At 64.3% G+C, this 25,677-nt stretch carries 14 protein-coding genes and 1 riboswitch; of the genes, 9 read left to right on the top strand and 5 right to left on the bottom strand.

Features of this window, described 5'->3' with window-relative positions; genetic code table 11:
* Positions 1–105 precede the first annotated feature (105 nt).
* Entirely contained in the window at positions 106–987 is an 882-nt protein-coding gene (locus LUM46_RS05640) for an NmrA/HSCARG family protein (protein ID WP_274992802.1), read from the top strand.
* 773 nt (positions 988–1,760) lie between these two features.
* Here LUM46_RS05640 and LUM46_RS05635 read toward each other — a convergent pair.
* Positions 1,761–2,516: a DUF4839 domain-containing protein gene (locus LUM46_RS05635; protein ID WP_274992801.1), complete on the bottom strand. Its 756-nt coding sequence runs from the start codon at positions 2,514–2,516 to the stop codon at positions 1,761–1,763.
* A 1,290-nt stretch (positions 2,517–3,806) separates the two neighbouring features.
* Positions 3,807–4,088 (bottom strand): hypothetical protein, encoded by a 282-nt coding sequence (locus tag LUM46_RS05630; RefSeq protein WP_274992800.1) that lies wholly within the window; start codon positions 4,086–4,088, stop codon positions 3,807–3,809.
* A gap of 9 nt (positions 4,089–4,097) precedes the next feature.
* A riboswitch (SAM riboswitch) is annotated at positions 4,098–4,214 on the bottom strand.
* A gap of 529 nt (positions 4,215–4,743) precedes the next feature.
* Between LUM46_RS05630 and LUM46_RS05625 the strand changes: the two genes are divergently transcribed.
* The 7 genes from LUM46_RS05625 to LUM46_RS05595 all read left to right on the top strand — a co-directional run bounded on the left by LUM46_RS05625 (position 4,744) and on the right by LUM46_RS05595 (position 21,497).
* On the top strand, positions 4,744–8,073 hold the full coding sequence (locus LUM46_RS05625) for a DEAD/DEAH box helicase (RefSeq protein ID WP_274992799.1): 3,330 nt from the start codon (positions 4,744–4,746) through the stop codon (positions 8,071–8,073).
* A gap of 41 nt (positions 8,074–8,114) precedes the next feature.
* A complete protein-coding gene (locus LUM46_RS05620) occupies positions 8,115–10,088 on the top strand; it encodes an AAA family ATPase (protein ID WP_274992798.1) in 1,974 nt (657 codons plus the stop codon).
* A 267-nt stretch (positions 10,089–10,355) separates the two neighbouring features.
* Positions 10,356–13,520, top strand: coding sequence for a helicase-related protein (locus tag LUM46_RS05615; protein WP_274992797.1), 3,165 nt, complete (start codon positions 10,356–10,358; stop codon positions 13,518–13,520).
* A complete protein-coding gene (locus LUM46_RS05610) occupies positions 13,517–14,281 on the top strand; it encodes a DUF4391 domain-containing protein (RefSeq protein ID WP_274992796.1) in 765 nt (254 codons plus the stop codon). The genes LUM46_RS05615 and LUM46_RS05610 overlap by 4 nt, the downstream gene beginning before the upstream one ends.
* Positions 14,278–16,290, top strand: a complete 2,013-nt coding sequence (locus LUM46_RS05605; RefSeq protein WP_274992795.1) for a site-specific DNA-methyltransferase — start codon at positions 14,278–14,280, stop codon at positions 16,288–16,290. Before LUM46_RS05610 ends, LUM46_RS05605 begins: the two co-directional genes overlap by 4 nt.
* A complete protein-coding gene (locus LUM46_RS05600) occupies positions 16,291–19,398 on the top strand; it encodes a restriction endonuclease (RefSeq protein ID WP_274992794.1) in 3,108 nt (1,035 codons plus the stop codon).
* Positions 19,395–21,497 (top strand): DUF262 and DUF1524 domain-containing protein, encoded by a 2,103-nt coding sequence (locus LUM46_RS05595; protein WP_274992793.1) that lies wholly within the window; start codon positions 19,395–19,397, stop codon positions 21,495–21,497. Before LUM46_RS05600 ends, LUM46_RS05595 begins: the two co-directional genes overlap by 4 nt.
* Positions 21,498–21,514: 17 nt before the next feature.
* On the opposite strand, the gene LUM46_RS05590 is transcribed toward LUM46_RS05595, so the two are convergent.
* A complete protein-coding gene (locus LUM46_RS05590; RefSeq protein WP_274993077.1) occupies positions 21,515–22,627 on the bottom strand; it encodes a DUF3320 domain-containing protein in 1,113 nt (370 codons plus the stop codon).
* A gap of 462 nt (positions 22,628–23,089) precedes the next feature.
* Here LUM46_RS05590 and LUM46_RS05585 point away from each other — a divergent pair, with 462 nt between their 5' ends.
* Positions 23,090–23,482 carry a hypothetical protein gene (locus LUM46_RS05585; RefSeq protein ID WP_274992792.1) on the top strand — a complete coding sequence of 131 codons (393 nt, stop codon included), beginning with the start codon at positions 23,090–23,092 and terminating at the stop codon, positions 23,480–23,482.
* A gap of 11 nt (positions 23,483–23,493) precedes the next feature.
* Here LUM46_RS05585 and LUM46_RS05580 read toward each other — a convergent pair whose 3' ends face one another.
* Both LUM46_RS05580 and LUM46_RS05575 read right to left on the bottom strand, forming a co-directional pair.
* Positions 23,494–24,738: a hypothetical protein gene (locus LUM46_RS05580; RefSeq protein ID WP_274992791.1), complete on the bottom strand. Its 1,245-nt coding sequence runs from the start codon at positions 24,736–24,738 to the stop codon at positions 23,494–23,496.
* A gap of 325 nt (positions 24,739–25,063) precedes the next feature.
* Positions 25,064–25,612: a hypothetical protein gene (locus tag LUM46_RS05575; protein WP_274992790.1), complete on the bottom strand. Its 549-nt coding sequence runs from the start codon at positions 25,610–25,612 to the stop codon at positions 25,064–25,066.
* Positions 25,613–25,677: the final 65 nt, after the last annotated feature.

Genomic DNA, 25,677 nt, shown 5'->3' with positions numbered 1-25,677 from the left:
AACGCGCTCGCACCCGGGGTGCGAGCGCGTTCGCCTCCGGCACCACAGCTTCACCACTCACCGATCACGCTCGTGGGTGCATCACAACCCTGGAAGGGAAATGACATGACCTCTACGCACCAGTCCTCCGTCGCCGTCATCGGCGCAACCGGCCAGCAGGGCCGCAGCGTTGTCGACGCGCTGCACGACGCCGATGTCCCGGTCCGCGCACTCGTTCGCAACCCTGATTCTTCTGCGGCACAGGCGCTGCGTGCGGCCGGCGCCGAAGTAGTACAGGCGGACCAGGAGGACGGCCAGTCGCTTACTGACGGCCTCACCGACGTCGCGGCCCTGTTCTACATGACGACCTTCGAAGGCCCGCAAGGTCCGACAGGCGAGGTGCGACGCGGGCACGCCGTCGCCGACGCCGCAGACCGAGCGAAGGTCCCGCACGTCGTGTATTCCTCGGTCGGCGGCGCCGAGCGCGGAACCGGCATCCCCCACTTCGAGAGCAAGTTCGACGTCGAGAAGCGGCTCCGCGACCTCGTGCCCGCCACGATCCTGCGACCGGTCTTCTTCATGGAGAACCTGACCGCGCAGCTCACGCCCAACGAGGACGGCGAGATCGTCATCCGCATGCCGATGCCGGGCGACGTGCCGGTACAGATGGTCGCCGTGCGGGACATCGGGCGGGCGGCTGCGCGGCTCCTGGTCGAGCCTGGGGCGATCGACGGCGACGCCGTTGAGCTCGCGGGTGACGAGCTTTCTCTCGACCTGGTGGCCGCCCGGGCCGGCGAGGTGTTCGGGGTGCCGGCGCGATTCGAGAGCATCCCGCTCGAGTACCTCGGCGACGACGAGGATCTCAAGGCGATGTTCCGGTGGTTTGCCGAAGGGTCTTCGTATCGGGCCGACCTGGCGCAGTCACGGTCGCTGGTGGCCGAGGTCAGTGACGTTCGGTCGTGGCTGGTTACACAGCGCCGGCAGGAGCTGGTGGAGCAAGGGGCGTAGCGCCGACCAAGAGCGTTGAATCACTGTCCAGCTCGTCGATCCGCTCCAGCCACTCGGCCTGCGTCTTCGTCCCCTCATCGTTGCCAAGGTTGCAAGATCGTCGGCGAAGTCGCCGTAGGTCGGGCCCGGGAAGTGAGCTGCGAAGGCCGGGAGCTTCGGCCTCAGGCCGGGCGACGGCGCTTTCGATGGGTGTCCAGATGCCTCGGAATGCAAGGAGGCCCGGCTCCGCGATTCCTGCGGATCCGGGCCTCTGCCAAAGTAACCGACCTCAGACAGCCCGGGTGATCGATCAGACGTTGGTCATGTGGTTCTGGCGGGGTGGATCGTTGGAATTCTGCGGTTTCTAGGCTAGCCGAGGCGGGGCGTGCCTGCTGCGTGCCACTCCGGACCGTGCGTCGGCTGGCCCTCATGAGGCATGACTGGCACTCGGCACTGGCCTCGGATTCTGACAGTAGCGCGCGGTTCAGACGTTGAACTGTGTATACCGGTCCTGAGCTGGTGTTTTAGTTCCCGCCGCGAGCGGCTGGACTCTACTGGGACTTGGAACCGGAGCGGGTTCTCGAAGTCGCCGACCGAGGACGGTCGACGCAGTGAGGGCCCGAGAGGGCTGCTCGCCGGTGCGCGCGGCAGGCGCCGCGCACGCTCTCAGGATAACGACGACGTCGGGAGCGTGGTCGAGTTGGGCCAACGCCGGGATGGTCAGGCTTTCTGCACGACAGCGACGCCGTGAGCGGGAACACGGATTTCGTACTCGTGTGGTCAGGTAGACGGCCCTATCGACCTTCTGTTGACACGGGTTCGACTACGAAGATGCATGAATCCGAGTCGAACTCATCAACCTCGACGATGAAGCGGAACTTGTCTCCCACACCCACGCGATCGGGCATGTTCGCCCCTATGAGGTTCAGCTCCAACACGTTGACGTCCTCGAACCTGAAGGCTGGCCCAAGACCTGTCTTTGCGCCGTCATCGCCTGCGCCAAGAAGGATGTCGTACCGAGTGTCGTAATCCGCGCGAGTGGCCATGTTCGCGATGGACCCGTCGAAGGCGATCGTCCTGCCCGTGTACCGGTTCGCAAATCGTTCGATCGACTCGTCGCAGTAGTCACCAACAGCCAGCAGTGCCGCGAGCTCCTCGCTGTTTGCGACAGTCAGCTCCATGTTGGCGTCGGGCAGGTCCGACGTAGACGGCGTTGGTCCTGGCGACGTGGGAGGCGGCTCACTTGCCACGGCCGTCGTTTCACCTACGCGCCTGGTGGACGCTGGCACGTCACCGTCATCTCCCCCCTCCACCGCGGTGCCGACGCCAACGGCGATCGCAACCAGCGCGAGGACGCCCCCTGCAGCGGCGACTGAGATCCAGGGGAATTTTGATTTCGGACGACGGAAGCTCAGCGCTGTCCGCAAGGTCCCGGGTTCCTGACTGACGAGTTCCCACCCAGATCTCTGCCACTTCGCGATCGAGCCGGCTTCTACGCCACGGATCACCCGTACGGTCTTGAGCTCATACCGCACATCGTCGTCGGTCATAGACTCCCCTCGTCTTACGAAGCGGGCTCGATGCCCAGGCGCGTCGCGAGCATATTCGCCTCCTGAAGAATGGAGCGACCCGCCACGTGGGTGAAGTGAGTGGCGCGAGAGCTGCTGAATCGGCCGCAGATCTGGGCCGCTTGCACGTTCCGCCCACTGCGACCTCGGCCTGCTCCGATTCGCCTGCTCCGATTCACAGCGTGGACCTGCTGCCCTTGGCAACGGGACAACGAGGTATCGGGTGAAACGTCGCGTCACACGGTCGGAACGATCAGTTCGGCAGGGCTGGTCAGTGGCGTACACACCGTCCGGCTCGCGCCCGCAGAGCTGTGGGCGATCGGGCCCGGTCGACCCAGGTGGCCGGTCCAGCGTGTATCCGCCTCGAGGGGCGGCCGGTCAGGCCTCACCTCCTGCGTCCGAGGGTGGGCAGCCCGCCCGGCACCGAATTCACCGACACCTGACTGGCGTCGGGAGCATCGTCGCGGGCGGCATCAGTCACGTCGCCTGTGTGCACGAGGGCACGCACCTCTGCCTGGTACAGGTCGCTGCGGGCCAACTGGTTGCGGGCACTCCACGGGACGTATGGCGTGGGAGCGGGTTCAGCTGGCAGGTCGGTCACAAGCACGCCCGAGCCTGCGCACCCACGACCGGTGCCTTTGACGTGGTGATCGGCGATCCTCTGCGGGTAGTCGACGACCCCAATTTTGCGGCGACAGTCTGGACACCTCCGACGGGCCCCACTCTGGTGCATAGTCGGCCTCGACTTACGCCGCGCAGTCTGTCCTCGGGGATCTGCGGCCGTCGACGCCCCTGCGATAGGACGTGACCTGAGCACTGCAGGGTTCTCTCGTGGCTCTCCATCCCGGTCCCAGTTCCGCGTGGACACCACCTGTACCGGCGGCTGAAGCGCGAGCGACAGCCCTGGCGCATGCACCCCAAGGGCGGCCAGGCGGCGCTGCTCCGGGGTCAGTACGGACCGCGGCGGGGCCGGCAGGCGTGCTGCCTCCACAGTGAGTTCTTTGGCGACCAGCGCAGTCCGAAAAGGTTCATTTGAGGCGTGCAGCGTGCCCCGGCGCTTGCGACTGTGACGCTCGGCGGCGACTGCCTGGGCTCCGCGGACCCACGTGGGAGCTGAGCCAGGGTCCCGAGCCCAGGCACTCGCGCTCCGCACCGAGAGCGGCTCGCAGATGTCGACACCCTCCATTGCCGCGAGCAGCTCGGTCTTTCGCACCCCCAAAATCCCGCTGATCTGGGCGATGTCGGGCGTCGCGCTGCTGGCACGCTCAGGGCTCATGGTGCAGTCCGCTCTGGGCGATGGATGAGGTCATCGTCCCCGGCGAGGCGCGGCAGGAGGAAGAAGCCGCTGAGGGTTTCCGGGTCGTAGTGCACGACGGCGTTCAGCGAGTGGACCTCGTGGAGCCAGCGCTCGAGCCGCTGAGCGTCGTCTGGGGTGAGAGTTTCGCCGCTGCGGCGCCGTGCCTCGAGATGCAGCAGTGCCTTGAAGTCGTGGTTCTCGTGCCTGGGCACCACTTCCCGCGGAAAGAGGGTTGCCAGGTGCTCGTCGATCGCCAATGTTCTCTCTCGTCGCGCTTCTCGTCGCTGATCGCGACGAGCGGGTCTTCCTCCTGAGGCACCGTGCGCGCAGAGCGCGGTTGCCGGACCAGCACGCGGAGGGCGTATCGCTGGTCACTCTTGACCTGACCCGGGACATTAGCCCGAGTCACAGCGACAAGGCAAGGGCAGTGGCGGATGTCCGCTGCCAAGGCGCCCTTGCATGGTCGAGCACACGTCTCGCCGCTCGGCTCTGCCGCCTCCTGCTTCGCGCGCTTCTCTTAGTCCGCCCTGGGCGCGTACGTGCTTCCAGGCGCAATAGCGCCGCTTACCACCCGAACGCGGCCACGAGACATGAGCACTCCTCCGTGTTCGAATGTCCAGATTATGCCGCTGCGCCCCACCGTCGGCTGCGCGCTCTTGCGTGGGCGACGTTGCAACGAGCAGCACAGTCCAGGACCTCACCCGGTGATCCACCCGGCGGGACGTTCGTGGCGGTGACCTCTACCAATACGATCTGGTTGGCGCTATCCTGATCGGCTCGCCACTGGTGTGGGCCTTGACCATGTCGCTCGCCCAGGAGGCAGGCCCCCATGAACCCCGTCGTCCACCACTCGATCGCCCCTCAAAGGTTCGAGACCGAGTACGAGTGCGTGCTGGCCGGAGCACCGGCCCAATGATCAGTGACCAGACGTTCGGGTATCACCCGGACTTCGAGAGCTTGACTGCCGCGCTCGACCGCGGCAAGTTCCCGCGGGCGTTGGTCGTAGGTCTCGCCGTCGAGCGCATCTTCGAGTCGGTTGGGTCGTGCCGAATCCTGTGGGAACCCGAGGTCGAGCTGCCCGAAGGGCTGTACTGGTTCCAGGGCCTCGACGGCGGCGACCTGCTGATGCAGGTTGGCCATGGTGCGTGGCCAGGTGACGCCGCGATCCGAGCGATCGACGATCTGCCAGACACTGACCCGTTGCTCGCCGCGTGGAACTGGGCTGAGGCGCTGTGGGAAGTAGCCAAAGAGGTTCCCGCCCCGCGATTCCGCCTCCACGATCCCGTGATCACCCAGCCGGGAGGTCACGACACCGTTGTCCGAGCACGGAACTACCCAGGCACTGAATGGTCCTACTCGGTGGTCGTCGACGGGCGTACCGAGAAGGTGCTCGAGTCCCGGCTCGCGCCACAGGAACATGACGACGACCCTCGGTCCTGGGTGCAGGGAGCTCCGACCCCTGCGGGACGTTTCGGAGCCACTCTCACCAGGGCAAAGCTCCGTGGGAAATTTGCCGACACGCTGTTCTCGTTCCGCGCAACGCGGACGACGTTCCGGCCGTACCAGTTCAAGCCCGTCCTGAAGCTGCTGCAGACCGGTAAGGCACGGCTGCTGATTGCGGACGAGGTCGGCCTGGGTAAGACAATCGAGGCCGGCCTCATCTGGACGGAGCTGGAAGCACGGGGCGAGGCCGACCGCGTCCTCATCGTGTGCCCGTCGGGCCTCGTCGAGAAGTGGCGCGACGAGATGGCCGATCGCTTCGAGTTCGAGCTCACCGTCCTGGACAACGCCAACCTCGCGCAGTTCCTCGAACGCCACCAGAGCAACCGACTACCACGCCGTCACGCCTATATCGCGAGCCTGGAGAAGCTAAGGTCCTGGTCAGGCCTGGAAGAGCTCGGAAAGCACCCCCCGTCGTTCGACCTGGCGATCGTGGACGAGGCCCACGCTATGCGGAACTCCGACACCCGCAGTTACGCCCTGGGTAGCGAGCTCGCAGAGTGGGCGGACAACCTCGTCTTCCTGTCGGCGACACCGATTAACCTGCGCCAGACGGACCTGCTCAACCTGCTCGAGCTCATCGCGCCTGAAGACTACGGCGACCCCGCGGATCTTGAGTTCCGACTCGAGCCGAACCGGATCATCAATGCGGTGACGGCGGGTCTCGGCCAAAAGGGCGCCAGCGGGGCCCGGCTGCTCGGAGACTTGGAACGCCTGCGAGAGACCCCGCTCGGGGCGCTGGTGATGAATCGGCCTGACTACCCCTTGCTGGTCGCGCTCCTGTCGAAAGACAATCTGTCGCCGCGCGACGTCGTCGACGCCAAGCGGTACCTGGCCGACTTCAACACCCTCTCCACGGTGATCACCCGAACCAAGAAGGTTGAGGTCGACGACCGCAAGGCCAAACGTTCCGAAGACCGGCAGGACGTCGTGTGGACACCCGAAGAGGTCAACTTCTACGACGAGTACGTCTCCTGGTGCGAAGATCGCGCACGCGAGATGGGCAGCCCGCTCTACTTCGCTATGCAGATGCCGCTCCGGCTCGCGAGCGCATGCCTGCCGATGGCACGCCGCGCGGTCCTCGACCCTGAAGGGTTCGGGGACCTGCGAGACGCGGACAGCGCGGACTCCTCCGCCTTCCGGCTGGCGCCGCACGCTGCGCTGGTCAAGGCGGCACGCGCACTCCCGGACGGTGTGGACACCAAGTTCGATGCACTGGCACGAGTACTCCACCGACTCCACGGTCAAGGGCGGCAGGCACTCCTGTTCACTCACTCTCGACCGACCCTCGCCTACCTCGCAGATCGCCTCGGTCGGGATTTCCGTGTTGCGGTCATGCACGGCGGCGTCCCACGAGAAAAGCGCCGAACGATCATGGCCGAGTTCCGCGCCGGTGCCTTCGACTTCGTGCTGGCCAACCGCGTCGCAAGTGAAGGACTCGACTTCGAGTTCTGCTCGGCGGTCATCAACTACGACCTGCCCTGGAACCCCATGGAAGTCGAGCAACGGATCGGTCGGATCGACCGCATCGGCCAGCGGGAGGAGACCATCCTCGTCGTCAACTTCGTGAACGAGCAGACCATCGACGAACGGATCCTGTCCCGCCTGCTCGAACGCATCGAGATCTTCGAGAGCTCGATCGGTGCGCTGGAGCCCATCATCAGCCAGGCTGCACCCCAGCTGCTCAAGGTTGGGTTCGACTTCACACTGACCGATGGACAGCGCCGACAGAAGGTGCACGAGGCGCTCACTGCGCTCGAGGAGCAGCGTCGCGGTCTCCAAGATGTCAGCGACGCGTCGAGCACGCTGCTGGTCAGCAATGACGTGGATGTCGCCGGCTTGGAGGACGACCTACTGCGTACCGGTCGCTACGTGGGTCAGCGCGAGCTGGCACTCCTTCTCGACGACTGGGCGCTCACCGACGGCGGCACTCCGGTGGCATTTGCCTCCGATGGGATGACCGCCGAGCTGCGAGGCAATCCCGCGATGGCCGCCCGTGTCGACGCCCTCGTTCAGAAGCAGCTACGAACCCGCGCAGAGACCCAGGCCCTCGCCTCCGGCCTGCGCAGCGAGTTACCGGTGTCGCTGGTCCTCGACCAGGAACTAGCTCGCACGAACGGCGGGACTCTCCTGTCCGCAACAAGCCCGCTGGTGATGGCCGCAGTCTCGGTCCCTGGGCACAGGCAGGCGAGGTTCGCATCACTTCGCGTGCCAGGACGATACGGAGAGACCACACGAGGTCTGTTTATCGTCGTCCTAGCGAAAGCGATCACAGGCTCTCGCGGCGGCGACGAGATCTGGGGCGCGGCAGTCGATATCGGTGGACGCCGCAGCGACGACGCACCGGTCAACGCCCTGCTCGCTGCGCTGGCCGAGGGACAGTTCGAGGACATGCCGCTTCCCACGATCGAACGGTTGCCGCAGATGGCCGGGCGCGCCGTGCTCACCTTGGAGCGTCGGCACCAGACCGAGCAGGCGCGGCGCGACCAGGAGTTCGAGGCACTGCGTCAGGCCCGCCTCCTCACGCTTGAGCAGCAGCATCACAGGAAGATCGCCACGCTTGACCGGCGCATCCACACCTTGGTCGCCCGAGGACGCGGGGGCCGGATGGTCGGTCTGTTCGACGCACAGAAGCGTCGAGCACGCGACAACTTCGAGCGGCTCTCCGCAGAGCTGCGGAATGCAGCACCCCAGTCGCTACACCTGGAGCACCTCGCGGTCTGTGTCGTCGAGATCGCCTGAGCACGTTGTCCACCAGATTTTGGAACCACCCCGAGGATGAGATGGATCCCCAGACGAAGACACTCGAGATCGAGAACGAACGCGCAGCCGAGAAGCGCTACGTCCAGATGCTCAGCTCGCGGGCCCGACAACCTGTTTACTTTCAGGGCGCACGGAACACGATATGGACTGGTGATGGTCTCCCCACGCTTCCCGAAGTTCCCCTCGGCTTCTTGGTCGGCCGGGTTTCGCTGGTCGGTCCACGCGAGGAGCTCGGCGGCGCGAGCGACTTCTACATCGGCGAGCGCCATCTGAATCTCGACGGCCAGGAGGTCTTTAGCTGGGCTGCGCCTGTTGCCTGCACCTACTTCCGCGGTTTCGACCATCATGAGTTCTGCGAAGAGGTCGCGGTCGTCCGTAGCTTCGCGCACGGGAGCAAGGGCATCAACGACATCGCAGACGACGTCCTACGAACGGATGTCACCGGCGAGCCTTTCCGACGACGAGGGCTCTCAGTCCCCGCCCCGCCAGCCGCTGGACGCGCGCGGCCAGGTGGTTTGCGTAGGCCCGGAGACGCCCAGAAGGCCGCGCAGCCTCCAGGCACGGCAACTGAAGACGAGGCCATCGCGGCGGCGAGCCACGCAACAGTAACGACCAGCGCTCCCGCTGGTGAACGAGGAAGGCGCCAGGCGCCTGCGCTTCGAGCCGAGTCATTGCTGCGGTCTCGCCTGGCGGCCCCACGCACCAAGAGCCTCGCGCCCGTCCTCTCGACTCTCCAACCAGACCAATACACCCTGGTCACGCTCCCCGCTATGGAGAGCGTCGTGATCGAAGGGCAGCCCGGTACGGGGAAGACGATCGTCGCGTCGCACAGGGCCGCCTACATGATCAACGACGACACCCCGCTGGAGAACTCTCTCGACAAGAACGTGCTCCTTGTCGGGCCTACTGACGCGTACAGCGATCACGTGCGGGGCGTCGTGGACACGCTGTCCGGTGGCTCGGACCGGGTCATCGTGAGATCTCTGCCCTCCCTCATGGCCCGTGTTCTGGAACTCAAGTTGGAGCCAAAGGGCCCGGCGTCCCGGACGTGGCGCGACGTCGACGAAGAACTGGGGAAGATCGCGCTCAAGGTCATCTTCGCCGAGCGCCAGCGCAAGGGCATCACACCGACCACGCAACGCGCGTACGAAGCACTCCGGCTAGGGCTCGTGGCACCAGACGTCGAATGGGCGACATACCTACGGAAGCTTCCGGCGTACGACCTCGCGCTCACGCTGCGCGCGCACATTCCGCTGCTCGCCTTCATCCGCTGGACGGTGGCACCGGCACGGGAGCTGCAGGGCATCGAACATGTCATGGTCGACGAGGCTCAGGACGCCACCGCTCTGGAGTGGATGCTGCTCGCCGCGCTGAACGAAGCAGATGCGTGGACGATCCTCGGCGATCTCAACCAACGCCGATCGGACCATACTCTTGCTTCCTGGAAGCACGTGGCCGCAGTCATCGAGTACCCCGACGTCGATCTCCGGCTCGAGCGGCTCGAGCGGGGCTATCGGTCGACTCTCCCAATCCTGGAGTACGCGAACCGGCTCCTGCGCAAGGAGGAACGCGCACTCCTCGCATTCCAGAAGGACGGACCAGCTCCAGTGATCACTCGTGCTGGGCGGGAGGAGCTTGCCATCACGGTGCGCAGTGAGGTCGACCGGCTGCTGAGCACCTATCCGAAGGGCACGGTCGCCGTGATCGACGTCGATCCCTCCCGTATCCGATCGCTGTTTCGTAATGAAGGCTGGCAGGCGCGGCGGGGTGACCAGCGTTTCTGGGACAGAGCCGACCGACAGGTCGTCGTCCTGCAGCCCGACGAGGCACGTGGACTTGAGTTCGACGGCGTCGTAGTCAGCGAACCGGCCGATTTCCCGGAGAACTTCGGTCGCCGGGGGCCCCTGTACACATCACTGACGCGTCCCAACAGGGAGCTGGCCGTCGTGCATAGCAAGCCGCTCCCGGAGGAGCTGCGTCCGCGGAAACGGTAGCCGCCGATCGAAGCTAGCTCGATCAAGGCTGTCCAGAGTGCTGGCACGGCCTGCTCTCCACATCCCCTCCTGGAATAATTCGTGCGGGTCGTTGTGCCTGCTGACCTTCGGCGATGATGCGGGCCTCCGCGACAACCACCCGCCGTTTCACCCGATTGGCCCCGGTACCCCGCGCCCAGTTCCCATATGATCGATTTGCCGATATTCTGCTCGGCTCGCTTCCGATGCGGGCCTTTGGCCATCAGACCTGCACGGAGGCAGCCTTCCATGACCGATGACGCCGGGCGTCCGATCGACCGCCTGCGCAAGCACCTCACGGGCGCCGCGCGTCTGGACGCACTGTCCGAGTCATTCTCGATCTACGTCTACGACGAGCTGAAGGACGAGCTCGCGGATGACGAACTGCGGTTGATCCTTTGGGAGAACAGCCTCGAGACCCACCGGTTGAACGGCTTGAGCGAGGAGAATCTGTTCCGCTCCCGCCTGGATCAGCACCGTGTTGCGCGCGAATTTGTGACATGGGCCGAGCGGACGATGCAGGTACGGACGCTCAACCGCCGCACGCGTGAGGCGTGGACCGCAGTCGAAGGGCCCTTTCCCTACGCGGTCAAGGGCGCCGGCCTTGAGGCGGAGAGCCTCGGCCTAGTCACCTCACCGGACCTGCACTTCCCGCAGGAGCTCACGGACGTGAACCAAGTGAAGCAGGTGGCGCTCCAGTTCGACCGGCTATGGCACGACGCGACCGCCACGAAGAGCGCACAGGAGGAATTCCTCGGAGCAGCCCGCGCTCTGTTCCGCGACAACGCGCCAGAGTCCGTCTACCTGCGCATTCTCATCTCGCTCTTCAAGGACTTCGTTGAGGAGTCGGGCGAGGAAACCGAGGCGCGCGGCCTGACCGGCTTCTACGACACCGCAGTCTGGAAGAAGCTCTACAAGTTCCAGCGCGACGGCGTCCTCGGCGCGATCGAGAAGCTAGAGCGGCACAACGGATGCATCATCGCCGACAGTGTCGGCCTCGGTAAGACCTTCGAGGCCCTCGCAGTCATCAAGTACTACGAGCTGCGCAACGACCGCGTCCTCGTCCTGGCGCCAAAACGCCTCCGGGAGAACTGGACCCTCTACCGCGCAAACGACTCCCGCAATCCGCTGGTCACGGACCGGTTCAGTTTCGATGTCTTGAACCACACTGATCTGTCGCGCACGCGCGGCAAGTCTGGGGACATCGACCTGGCGAACATCGCGTGGGGCAACTACGACCTGGTAGTGGTCGATGAATCGCACAACTTCCGCAACAACCCTCAGGTTGCCGATCGCACCACTCGCTACGAACGACTCATGGAGGCGGTCATCAAGGCAGGTGTGAAGACCAAGGTCCTCATGCTGAGCGCCACCCCGGTCAACACCCGCCTTGCGGATCTACGCAATCAGGTTCTCTTTGCGACGGAGGGCGACGACAAGGCGCTCGGCTCGGAGGGCATCAAGGACATCGCCGTGACCCTGCGTCAGGCGCAGACACGGTTCAACGCCTGGCAGAAGATGCCCGAGTCACAGCGAACGGCGAAATCCCTCGTGGGCACTCTCGGCATGGACTACATCCGCCTGCTCGACCTGGTAACCATCGCCCGCTCGCGCAAGCACATCGAGAAGTACTACGGCACTGAGGACACGGGCAAGTTCCCCGTACGGAAGGCCCCAAGGAACCTGACCCCAGGGATCGACCTGGCCGACGCGATGATCTCGCTCGAGCAGATCAACCGCGCGATCCTCCGGCTCACACTCGCCGCCTACAAGCCCACGTCCTATGTGCTCCCGGTCCATCATGAGAAGTACGCTTCGCTCTACGACCAGGCCCTCCGCACCGGCGGAAAGCGCAAGTGGGTCCAGACGGACCGTGAGAACAACGTGGTTCACCTGCTCCGCGTCGGTCTGCTCAAGCGCCTCGAGTCGTCCGTGCAGTCCCTCGGCATGACGCTGACCAAGATCCTGACGACGATCGACGCGGCCATCCAGCGGATCGACGAATTCGACACGCGCTCCGCTCCGGGAGCGTCGATCGGCGACGACAGCGCCGCACTCAGCCTCGGTCTGGACGACCCAGAGCTGGAGGATACTGTCGGTGGAAACGTCAAGGTCTTCGTCCAAGATCTCGACCGTCGCCGGTGGCGACAGGACCTCCAAGAGGACCGTGCCACAATCGCCGGGCTGCTCGACGAAGTAAGCCAGGTAGACGCCGACCGCGATGCCAAGCTCGCCAAGCTCAAGGAGTTCCTCCAGGAGAAGGCCGAGAAACCGACGAATGACGGCAACCGCAAGGCTCTCGTCTTCACCGCTTTCTCCGACACCGCCGAGTACCTCTACGACCACATCGCTGACTGGGCGGCCCGCGAGCTGGGCGTGCACACCGCCCTCATCACGGGCAGCAAGACCAGGACCACTGCCCCGGTACGCCACGAGATGCACACGGTGCTCACTGCCTTCTCGCCGCGCTCCAAGGGGGGAGACCTCGACGGGCCTCAGATCGACTTCGTCATCGCGACGGACACGATCTCCGAGGGCCAGAACCTCCAGGACTGCGACACCGTCGTCAACTACGACATCCACTGGAACCCCGTGCGCATCGTCCAGCGGTTCGGCCGCGTGGACCGTCTCGGGACCACGAACGAGTCGGTCCAGCTGGTCAACTTCTGGCCGACGCCCGACCTCGACTCGTACATCAACCTCGAGGGCCGTGTCTCCAGCCGCATGAAGCTTCTCGATGTCTCCGCGACGGGTGAGGAAAACGTCCTGGACGACTCCGAGATGAATGACCTGGACTACCGTCGCAAGCAGCTCCAGCAGCTCCAAACCTCAGCCCCCACGATGGAGGACCTTGCGGGAGGGTTGTCGATTACAGACCTGACCCTCTCGGACTTTCGGATGGATGCCGCCTCGCGGCCACGCGGTGAGCTGGCGCGCCTCAAGCAGTGGCCTCAGGCGCTGTTCGGCGTGACCCGCTTTGATCAGGGGCTCACGAGCGACAACTTGGCGCCAGGCGCCGTCTTCCTCCTGCACGTCCGCGACGACGCCTTCGCGTTCTCCGCGGCGTACCCTCTCGCTCCGTACGTCCTCGCATACGTGTCCGACAACGGCAGCCTCGCTCATCCGGTCGAGGAGCCGAAGCGCGCACTTGACGTGCTCCGTCGCCACTGCCTGGACGGCACCGAACCTGGTGCCGAAGTTATCGCCGATTTCGAGAGGGCGACGCGGCAGGGCCGCAGCATGAAGCACTACCAGGGCCTCCTCGACGCGGCTGTCCGGGCGGCGTCCGGACAGGCGGAGCAGAAGCTCGCAGCGTCGATCTTCGCATCGGGTCCTTCCCTCCTTGGGACGGACGCATCGGTGCCAGGTTTGGAGTCTGTCGACGTTGTCGCCTGGGTGGCGGTAATCCCGTGACCGCTGAACTGATCGACTTGCCTGGCCTTCTGGCTCTGCCTGTCGCCGCGACGCGCCAGACTCATCGTCTGACCAAGAAGGACATCGCTGCGCAGTGGGACGAGTCCCCGGCGGATGCCCGGCTACTCACGAAGGTGATCGCTCAAGCGACAATCGTCGGCGTCCTGAGCCCTCAGACAATCGGGGTCCGGGGCTTCGCGGACGACGACCACCGCGTCGACATGATCCCTGTACTCGAGGTGCAGCTCGTGGAGCGAGCCAAGCAGCCCGATCGCATCCGCGCCGCCGAGCTTCTGCACCGGTCCATGCCGCGTCCGGCGATCATCGGCTTGGTCGTACCAGACGGCGGCACGCACCTCTCCCTGGCGCTCACCCGCCTCAGCAAGACCGAGGAGGGCAGGTCAGTGATCGAGGTTTCGATCACGGTGCCGATCGAGGATCTCGCACCAGAAACGGTGCGTGTCGGGCGGTTGGCACAGACCGACCTCGCCGCACTCCACCGCGACCTAGTCCGGACCGTCGCGGCGAACGGCAAACCAGCCTCCGTCGCGCTGACGGCGGCCGAAGCTGTCGCGCTCCGGCAGCGGCTCGCGGCACTCGACGCCGAGCTTGTGGCCGTCGTGCGCGACGCCGGCCGAGAGAAGAACATGCAACGAAGGATCGACCTCAACACGCGAGCCAAGAGCCTGCGCACCGAGATCGACAGCGTCCGAGGCTCGCTGTACGCGGCGAGCACCCCGAAGCAGGAGGCACAGCAGTGACCACGCACCACGATCTCGAGGACATCGACTACACGCCCATCAAGGAGCTGACCGGCCCAGGTGAGGCACGCAGCAATGTCGCCGTGCTCGCCGAGCTCTTCCCCGACGCGGTCGTGGACGGGCGCGTCAGCCTCGACGTTCTCCGCGACCTCCTGGGTGAGCAGGCCGAGGCGTCCGGGACCGAAACATCGGGCCTGCGGTGGGTCGGGATAGCCGAAGCACGCCGGCTGTCCACCGTGCCTGCCACGAGCACGCTCCTCCCCCGGCCCGACGAGTCCGTGGAGTGGGACAGCACGAAGAACATCGTCATCGAGGGCGACAACCTTGAGGTGCTGCGACTCCTGCGCCGCGGGTACACGAGCAAGGTCGACGTGATCTACATCGACCCGCCGTACAACACCGGCAGTGACTTCGTGTACGAGGACAAGCGGAGTTCGACCGTCGCTGAGCACGAGGCAGATGCCGGCCTACGCGACAACGAGGGCGCCACTCAGACGGGCGAGGGTTCCGACCGCGCAGAGGAACGGCGCCAGTCCGCTAATCTTCACGCCAAGTGGTTGTCAATGATGTACCCACGGCTTCTAGTCGCGCACTCACTCCTCAAGGAGACGGGTGTTCTCATCGCGGCAATCGACGACACAGAGCACGCGCGGCTGAAGCTGCTACTTGACCGGGTATTCGGGGCAGAGAATTTCATCGCGAGCGCCGTCTGGCAGGGGGGGCGAAAAAACGACTCGCGGTACATATCCGTGGGCCACGATTACATGCTTGTGTACGCCAAGAGCGAAGGTGCTCTGCGCCAAGCTGATATCCGCTGGCGCGAGACGAAGCCCGGGGTGCACGAAGTCCTTGACGCTGGCCGAAACGCGTGGATCGAAGCCGATGGCGACGAGGTTCGCGCTCGCAAGATCATGCAGGGGTGGTTCAAGTCTCAGGGAGAAGACTCACCCATTCAGGCCATGGCTCGGTACACCTACTTCTTGCCGGATGGCGGACTGGCCCGCGACGACAACATCACATGGCCCGGTGGAAAGGGCCCGAAGTACGACGTCCTGCACCCAAAGACGGGCTACCCAGTTCCTGTACCTGAGCGGGGCTGGCTGTATGCGACACCAGAGCGCATGCAGGAGGCCATCACCGCGGGTCAGGTAATTTTCCGCGACGACCACACAAAACCAATCTCGCTGAAGAAGCGCCTGGAGGATGTCACGGGGCAGGTTGTGATGTCGGTGTTCGAACGACAGCGGACCCATGCAGGTCGTCGACTCAAGGAGCTTTTCAACGGCGACGCACCATTCGAGTTCCCCAAGGACACCGAAGTCCTAGCTCGCTGGATCGACCTGGTGACCCGATCAAGCAAGGACGCCCTCGTCCTCGACTTCTTCGCTGGCTCCGGCTCTACGGGCCATGCGGTCATGGACCTCAATGCTACTGATGGCGGCAATCGCCGATACGTCCTGGTCCAGCTCGATGAGCCGGTGAACAAGGACGGCTACAAGTCGATCGCGGACATCACACGCGAGCGCCTGCGCCGCGCCAGCAAGAGGATCGCGGAGGGCCTCACCCTGGAGTCAGCGGAGATTGACCTCGGCTTCCGGTCCTACCGGCTCGCGCCGTCGAACATCCGCCCGTGGGACGGCACAGGCGAACTGAGCCTGATCGAGGCAGTCGACAACCTCGTCGAGGGCCGCACCACCGACGACCTGCTGGTTGAGACGATGCTGCGCCTCGGTATCGACCTGACGACGCCCGTCGACACCCGCCCCGTGGCGGGCAGCAATCTGTACTGCCTCGGCCACGGCACGTTGTACGCATTCTTCGGAGAGAACGTCACCACGGAGGAGTCAAATGAGGTCGCCCGCGCGCTCGTGGAGTGGCGGGACGAGAACCCGGTCGAGTCCGACATAACCATCGTCGTCCGCGACACGGGCTTTGCTGACTCGTCAGCGAAACTCAACCTCGACGCCGCCGTCAAGCAAGCCGGCTTCACGACCTTCCGGAGCATCTGAATGAAGTTCTCCTTCGAGGCCAACCTCGACTACCAGCGGCATGCCATCGACGCGGTGACGGGCCTGTTCCGCGGGCAGGACGCCATGACTGGCGCCTTCGACGTGTACGCCCACCCGTCGCTCCACGCGGGCTTCCAGGGGCTGGCCGACGCGGGCATCGCGAACCGGCTCGTGCTGGACCCAGACACGATCCACGAGAACCTCAGGAGGGTGCAGGACGCCACCGGACTGGCACCGGAACCGTCGCTCGACTCGATGAATTTCACGATCGAGATGGAGACGGGCACAGGCAAGACCTACGTCTACCTGCGGACAATCTACGAACTGAACAAGCTCTACGGGTTCACCAAGTTCGTGGTCTTGGTGCCGTCCGTCGCGATCAAGGAGGGCGTACTCGCTTCCCTCGCAATGCTCAAGGAGCACTTCGGCGGCCTCTACGGCAACCAGCCGATGCAGTACTTCCAGTACGACGGCAACAACCCGTCGCGTGTCCGGTCGTTCGCCACGTCATCGGGGATCGAGATCATGGTCGTGACCGTGGCCGCGATCAACAAGGCGTCAAATACGATCCACAAGCCGTCCGAGGACCTTGACGACGAGAAGCCGATCGATCTGATCAGCGCCACCCGGCCCATCGTGATCGTGGACGAGCCACAAAGCGTCTACGGCGACGACGGGAATCCCCGCAAGAAGAAGGGCGCCGGCCGCCTTGCGATCGAAAAGTTCGACCCGCTGGCCGTACTGCGCTACTCGGCGACCCACCCGAAGTTCGACAAGGGCAACCTCATCTACCGGCTCGACGCGATCGCCGCCTACGAGCAGCAGCTGGTCAAGCAGATCGAGGTCGACTCGCTCGTGACGGAGTCGAGCGGTACGCAACCCTATGTCCAGCTGAAGAGTGTGAAGCGCAGCGCGGGACAATTTAGCGCCCGCGTCGAGGTCGACGTGGAGCAGGGCGGGAAGATCGTCCGCAAGGTAGTGACGGTTCGCGACGGGGACAACCTCCAGTACGTCACCGGTCGAGACCTGTACAAGGATCTGACGGTCACCGAACTGAGTGTCGCCCCGGAACGGATCCGGTTCGATACCGTGGCGCAACCTCTACACCCCGGCGACCCGATTGGCTCCGAGGTGAACTCCGGCGAACGTGCCCGGCAGATGATTGTCCAGACCATTCAACAGCACCTGCGCAAGGAGCAGGAGTTCCATCTCAGCGGCTTGCCGATCAAGGTGCTCAGCCTGTTCTTCGTCGACTCGGTGTCGAAGTACCGCGTCTACGACGAGGATGGCATTGCGCAAAGAGGGGAGTACGCGCGGATCTTCGAAGAAGAATACGCGCGCATCGCGAAGCTGCCGGAGTTCACGACGCTCCTCGACGACCGTGCCGCGGACGCCATCGCCGCTGAGGCTCACCAGGGCTATTTCTCGGTAGACCGGAACAAGAAAACCGGCGCGGAGCGGTTCGTCGAAACTTCGGAGCGTTCCGCATCCGGTCGGCAGCAGGCAGAGCTTGCCTACGAGCAGATCATGAAGCGCAAGGCCTGGCTCACCACCCCAGGAACCCCGATCCGGTTCATCTTCAGCCACTCCGCGCTTCAGGAGGGCTGGGACAACCCGAACGTCTTCCAGATCTGCGTGCTGCGGAACATGGGCTCCGAGCGGTGGCGGCGGCAGAGCATCGGCCGCGGCCTGCGGCTCTGCGTCGACGGAAACGGCAACCGCCTGCGCGGATTCGGCGTCAACCGGCTCACGGTGATAGCGAACGAGTCGTACGAAGAGTTTGCCGATCGCCTCCAGCACGAGCTGGCCGACGATCTTGGTATCGAGTTCGGCAAGGTCACGGTCGATGGGTTTTCGCGCCTGACGTTCAAGGACCCGTCCGCGGGAGGTGTCACTGTCCCAGTCGGCAACGCCGCCGCTCAGAGCTTCTTCACCAGCCTTGTCATGGGCGGCTACATCGACCCGGCCGGCGGTGTCCAGGAGGCATTGCGTAAGGCCGTCCAGGAGGACGACGAAGAACTGCGGGCGCTCGTATCCGCCGTCGTGCCGCAGGAGGCAGGTCAGGTTGCGCTGCTCGGCCTGATCAAGCGTCTCGCGAAGCCGATCGATATCAAGAAGGCGGCCGAGCGTGTTCTCATCCCTGTCGCCCAGGACCGGCTGGACAGCCCCGAGTTCCAGGCGCTGTGGGACCGCGTTCGACACCGCACCGAGTACCGCGTCCAAGTGGACGAGGACGAACTGCGCGGCACGCTCGTCCAGCGCCTCAAGACGTCACTCCGCGACAACCCTGTGCCGAAGCGCAAGGGTGAGTGGCAGACGTCCCGTGTCGAGAAGATAGACCAGAGCGGACTGAGCGCCGAACTCGCCAAGGTTCGGCGGGCGGACGTCACCTACGCGGATAGCGAGGACCTGCCCGACATCCTCTCGGTTCTCGCCGACCGGACTCAGCTCACCCGGACGACCATCGCGCACGTCCTGACCGACTCGGGCACGCTCCAGCAATTCCGTGACAATCCGCAGGCCTACGTGGACCGGGTGTCGCGGATGCTCAACGAGACCAAGGAACAGTTCCTCGTCAAGGGGCTCCAGTACGACCTGGTTGCCGATAGCCGGCCCGACCACGAACGCTGGTACCCACAGACGCTGCTGGCTACCGAAGACCTGCACGGATACGTCGGCAACGGGGGGAACGTCATCTCCGATCAGGAAGGGAAGGCGATCGACTTCGGCGCCAAGTCGCCCTACGCGCACGTCGTCGTCGACTCCACCGTGGAGAAGGAGTTCGCACTGAACCTGCTCCGCCGCGAGGATGTCAAGGCCTTCGTCAAGCTCCCGTCTAGGTTCCTCGTACCGACCCCGTTCGGGAGCTACAACCCTGACTGGGCCGTCATGGTCGAGCTGCCTGACGGCAGTCGCTACATCGTCTTCGAGACGAAGGGCACCACGAACACGACGCTTCTCGCCGACTTCCAGGAGCCCAAGACGATCGCTGGCAAGCTGCACTTCACGACTGTCGCCGAGCGCCTTGGCCTACCGGATCTCTCGTACGCGGTGGTTTCGACAATGGACGACGCCGACGGTGTCATGGACCAGGCAGGACGGGCATGAAGGCTGTCGACACGCAGCTACTCACGCTGCTAAAGAAGAGCAACCAGTTCGTCGTCCCGATCTACCAGCGGGCGTATGCGTGGACCCGGAGCGAGGTCGAGCAGCTCTGGTCCGACATCCTGCGAGCGGGGTCGAACGACTCGCTCGGTGCACACTTCACAGGATCGGTCGTTTACGTCGAGAAGGCACAAGGCGCCATCACTGATATCGAGCCGAACCTCATCATCGACGGCCAGCAGCGCGTCACCACGGTAACGCTGATTTTGGCGGCGCTCACAGCGCATCTTGCGGGCCTGCCTGAGGACCAGCGAGAACCCGTGGACGGGTTCTCGCCGAGGAAGATCCGGAACCGGTACCTGCTCAACGACGACGAGGAGGACGACCGCCGATACAAGCTCGTCTTGTCGCAGGGCGACCGCACCGCGCTGTTCGCTGTGATCGACCAGGCTGGCTTGGAGGATCACGCGTCGAGCCGGGTCGTAGAGAACTACGAGCTCATCCGTCGTTTCCTCACCGCGCCTGTTGCCGACCTCGCGGTCATCTGCCGTGGTCTCGCCAAGCTAGTCGTTGTCGACGTTCACCTCGAGCGAGGAGTCGACAACCCACAGCTCGTCTTCGAAGCAATGAACTCGACTGGCAAGAAGCTCTCGCAGGCCGACTTGATCCGCAACTTCGTTCTGATGGATCTGAAGCCCAGCGCGCAGGAGAAGTTGTACACCCGGTACTGGCGACCGATGGAGATCGACTTCGGCGCGGGCGCGTACGAGGTCCAGTTTGACCAATTCGTACGCCACTTCCTGACCGTGACAACCGGTAGTATCCCGCGTGTCGGCGACATCTACGAGGCGTTCAAGGACTACGCCCGGGACGTGGCGATGGCTGGGGAGTCGGTGAGTGACCTCGTCGTGCGGCTTCGGGAGTACTCCCGGCGATACTGTGCCATCGCCCTCGGCCAGGAGGAACGGCCCGTGCTTCGGACCGCGTTCAAGGACCTAGACCAGATCAAGGCTGATGTCGTCTATCCGTTCCTGCTAGAGGCGTACACGGACCACGAGCTCGGTATCCTCTCAGAGGCTGAGCTCCTTGAAATCGTCGAGATGGTCACCGCGTACATCTTCCGGCGTGCTGTGTGCCGAATCCCGACGAACTCGCTGAACACGACGTTTGCCACATTCAGCAAGTCGATTCGTAAGGACCGGTACGTCGACAGCGTCAAGGCGCATTTCCTCGGCATGAAGAGCTACCGAACTCTCCCGAGTGACGCCGAGTTCACCGATGCCCTTCGGACGACCGACCTTTACCATTTCCAGCGCAGGTCATACTTCCTCAGAGTTCTCGAGAACCACGGGCGCAAAGAACACGTCTCGATCGAGGACTACACGATCGAACACATCCTGCCGCAGAACGAGAACCTCTCGGCCGCATGGCGAGCTGCGCTAGGTGAGAACTGGCAGGAGACACAGGCGAAGTACCTGCACACGCTCGGCAACCTCACGCTCACGGGATACAACTCTGAGTACTCGGATCACCCGTTCGAGAAGAAGCGTGACATGGAGGGCGGGTTCAAAGACTCTCCACTCCGGCTCAACAGAGGCCTCGGCCAACTCGAGACGTGGGGACCGGAGCAGATCGAGGCACGTGCAGATCTACTCGCTGACCGTGCCGTCGCCATCTGGGCGAGACCCACGCTCGACGCTGGTCTGGCTGCCTCCTTCGCACCACCGAAGTCAGCCACTGGGTTCACCATCGAAGACCACCCAAACCTGCTACCGCCACAGCGGCGACAGCTCTTCGACCGGTTCACCACCGAGGTATTTGCGCTCGATCCTGGGGTCACTCGGACGTTCCTCAAGCTGTATGTCGCATTCAAGTCGGAGACGAACTTCGTCGATGTCGTGCCTCAGGTTGGCCGGCTCCGACTGAGTCTGAACTTGCCCATCGAGGCGCTCCACGACGACCGGGAGCTCGCCTACGACGTCAGCGGAAAGGGTCACTGGGGAAACGGGCCGACCGAGGTGACGCTCGACGAGGGCTCCGACTTCATGTACATCATGGGACTTGTGCGCCAGGCGTACGAGTTTCAGCTCGGCACCGACTGAATCCAGTCACTCGACGGTCAGGATTCTGCCAGCATTCGAGCCGATTCGAGGTGTGTAGCGACAGCCTTGGTACGCCTCTTGCGTCCGAAGGTACGAAGAGTGTCCACATCGAGCTCGTCGGACGTGATGGCAGGCGACCGCTTCTCGATGAAGCGGGAGGCGTTGGCGATCTCGACTGGGCTGATGTGGAGGAACTCGCGGTTCGTCGTACTGATGTTCGGCCGGAACTCCGTCCAGGAGTCACGGTCGATACTGCTGGGCCAGAGGAACAGGTCAGCGTCGAGATAAAGGTCGAGCTGGCGTACCTGACGGTCGACCTTCTGACGACGCTTTGTCGTCAAGCGGGGAACCTCGAAGGACGCAGCTACCAGAGTGATGAGGCGGTCGATGTGAATCGGCCCCTCGAACTCAGCAATCTCGGTTGCGACAGCACGCACCCGATCCTTGTTTACCTTGCGCGCCACGTTGTCCAGCATGCCGACTTCGCCGACCACTACCGGGACCCACGGCTCAAACATCGAGCGCTCAGTGCCGATCGTCGGGGTGTCATTGCCATCTGCTCGGGTGAGGACGTCCTCCGATGGCGCAACATACTCGTCGTCGACATTCGCGCCGTCGATCGGTTCGGGGAGAACCTCTTCGACCTTCACAGCTCCGAGCGCGTCGTTGTGGGCCACCGGGCTAACAGGGGTCCCTGATTCAGCGACGACCGCTGCGATTGCCTCGTCACGAAAGGAGGCGGCGACCTCAGCACCGGGAACGTCCTCGAAGTGGGTCAGGAGACGAACGCAGGTGTCATGCGCACGCCAAGCGTCCATGGTCGTGAGTTCGTCGTAGTGCTTCTCCGCGTTGCGGACGATGCGCAACTCGTTCGCAAGGGTGCTGACCAGGCGGGCGTGGTTGTCGAACGGATAGCCGAGGTTCCCGAGCCTCTCACTCAGCATCCGCAACTGGCACTGGACGTCCTTCGCGTTGTAGTCGCGCGGCTGCTTGCCTCGCGAACGATCGAGCTCGGTTAGGACGACAGTCCACGGGAGCCCGTTCAGGTCGGCCGCGAGACCTTGGCCGATGATCGGGTCGAGACGGATGGCGAGATGATCGAGACCGAAACGGACGGATTCGCGGGGCACGAACGACAAGTGGACTCCCCCTGGAGGTGCGGCTCTGAGTTGGGTGATCAACTGGCGCAAGGCGAACAATCTGGGCCGATCGTATCGGGCAAACCTGCCTCTGGCGGCTATTACCGCGCCCATTTCGACCGCGGAAGCAGTGGCTACCCCGATGTGGTCACCGCTTCCCGACGACCAGTTCCTCGCGTCCGTCCACGTCCAGCCCTGTGCCGGCCTCGTAAGGTGCATCGAAGGAGCCGGTGCGGCGTTGGCTGGCTCAGGCCGACGTCGACGACGGAACCCGGCCCGGTGTCACCCGTGAGGAGTCCGCCGAGGTCCACGCTTGAAGGCCGAGTTCAAGCAGTTGCGGGAAGACAACGAGATCCTGCGGAAGGCCTCGATTTTCTTCCCGGGGCAGCCCGGCCCCCGAAACCGCTGATCTGCGCGTTCATCGACGAGTTGAGGAGTCAGGGCTACGCAGTCGTGCGTATCCTCCGGGTCCTGCGCCAGCAGGGCAGGGAGGTCGCAGGGAGGACCTACCGGACGTGGAAGCGTCCGGCTCGTATCGCGGACCGGAAGATCACCGACGCCGACGTCGAGGACAAGGTCCGCGATCTGGCGTGGACGTTCAACGAGTTCACCGGGCGCAGGCCAGATGACTCCGGAGGGCCCGTGCGGGCGGCGGAAGCTCCGCCGCCTGCACACGGCCTGGCAGGCACGTCCCGTGGTGCGGTCGAACGGGCGATGCGGGCCCTGAGGGTGTCGTTCGGGCGGAAAAGCGGCGGTTACCCCCACGATCCCGACCACATGGAAGCCACCGCCGCTCACCAGCGAACCTGCCACGTTCTCTCCGGCTCAGATGGCACAACTGGGTGACCGCATCACGCCTACTCGGCCTCCTTCGGCACCTGCTTGGCCGCGAGAGCCACAACTGACGCGACCGCCAGACCGGCCCCGACCTTAAGGGCGATCGGCCGAACCTCCGCAGCGGCGTTCTTCAACTGCTGCGGATCTCGAACGGCGTCGCGCCATCGTGCCAGTTCCCGCAGTTGACGCAGGGACTCGATGCTCAGCGGTCGGTGGAAGGCATCGATGGCTTCCACCGACCGGTTCGTCGAATGGACGACGGCCTGTGAGTGGCCACGATGCAGCACCACGTTCGACTCGGCGATACCAGCAGCGGCGTCCAGGCGCACCAAGAAGCCAGTGGTCGTCTCGGCAATACGTTCCCGGAGGTGCTGGCGATTCGTGCGCAGCACGAGGCGTTGTCCATCGAGCGCTTCTGGCGAGGCCTCCAGGACCCGGTCGAGCCGCAGGACGTCGAGCGCGTCCTGCAGCTCAAGGCACTCAGCGATGACAGTGAGTAGTTCCTGGACTTCGAGTTCTGCCGACTCGGCAGCTTTGGCGAGTTCGCCGACACGGGAGATGTCCTCCAACTTCCCCGCGAGCCTGTCAAGTTCGAGCAGCGCCCAGCCAATGAGGTCCGTGAGAGTGTGGCCCCGGGCTTGCACCGCGGACCATGCGGTCTCGTCGACCTGTCCCGTCACGTCACGGACGCCAAGCTCGCGCTCGATCTCTATCCGCGCTCCGATAAGTTTGCCCGGCTCAGCGTTCTTCTGCGCATGCCGGACGTCGTCGAGCTTTCGGTCGATAGAGGCAAGGTAGGCCTTGAGTTCCCTCATCTCTTGCTGAGCGGCGAACTGAGCCATGATCCCCGCGGCACCAGCAAGAACGGCTGGGTTGGTCACAAGAGATCCCAGACCTGACTCGACCTTGAGCCATCCCGCAATAGATCCTGGATCGCCGAGCATCGCATAGCTGATGCCTGGCACATCAGTCTCCATGAGTCCGATCTCCGCGAGCTCTGCGGCGGACTCTTCGGTCAGTTTGAGCCACCGGCCCGATTCGGCAGCGATCGAGGAGCCGACCCCGGCGGCAACGGATCCCAAGCGAGCGAGTCTGCCGAGTACCTGCGGTCCGAGAGCTTCTGCTGACGACAACAGTCCGTACGCGTGGAGGAAACGCTCAACCGCCATCGGGCTCCCAGTGACGATGATGTTGTCGCCGTCGCTGACCAGCTCGACGTGGCCCGTCATGGGCTCCAAGGCAGAGTCGTTGTCGTCGGCAGTCACGCTGCTCATGGTGCCATTGAGACTCGTTCAACGGGCTGCGATACCTGGGCGAAGTTGTCCAAGTGCGCGAATCTTCGTCGAGCCGTTTTAGCTCGTCGCCTCACATGTCGTCGATCACCGGTGGCTTCGAGCAGATCATCGCGCGCTTGCGAGCCTGCAGGCCTTTGGGCCGAGGCACGCCTCAGTCGTCTTACCCGCACTGATCAGAAACGAGGATTCGAGGACAGCGGCCTGGACCAGCTTGAGTACCGGACGGAGCTGGTACGGCTTGAAGTCGACGTGTCCCGCGCTGCACGTGACACCGACGACGGTCACTTGGCCAGGGTCACTCGCAGTCGTCGCAGATCCCGGTCGCCGGAAGCTGAACGGAATGGATGGGGCACACCAGCGGCTCCGGTGCCTGCGACACCTTCGAGCTCGTTCCCGACGAGGCGTGCCCCGGCATCCACTCGCGCTTGTAGCCGCCGTCCTCCTGATGCACGTCGACGAAGCCCTTATTGAAGTAGGCCGAGGCCGATACTCCAGCTCCGGGTGACACTGCGATGTACGAGCGCGACGCTGGGATCCAGATCCGGACCCGGTGCAGTCCCGAGACGATCTTGCGCATCCTTGGCCGGTGCTCGACCGGCACAGGCAACGCTTCCAAGGCCACATCGAAGGACGAGAACAGCTCGCGACCGCCGGTCGACAATGCGTCCCGGCACGACGAGCAGATCGGGAACTTGGCCACATCGAGCTCCGTGGCTGGCTCCAGCACGGCGAGCGACTTCTCGGTCAGGTGCTGGCATTCCCTTGCGTGCAGCATCTTCCCCTTCGGAACTCGGAAGAGGGAATCGAGGTCGATGTCGTACGGCACGGACTCCGGCAGCGTCATCCCACCATTATTCGGGGTTCGGCCCCGTCTCGACCAGGCTCTGCGACGGCAATCCGTAGTTCACC

It is taken from the genome of Promicromonospora iranensis (assembly GCF_028994805.1).
GTDB lineage: Bacteria > Actinomycetota > Actinomycetes > Actinomycetales > Cellulomonadaceae > Promicromonospora > Promicromonospora iranensis.
Note: the sequence above shows the minus strand (reverse complement) of the source record. Positions and strands in the feature narration are given on the sequence as shown.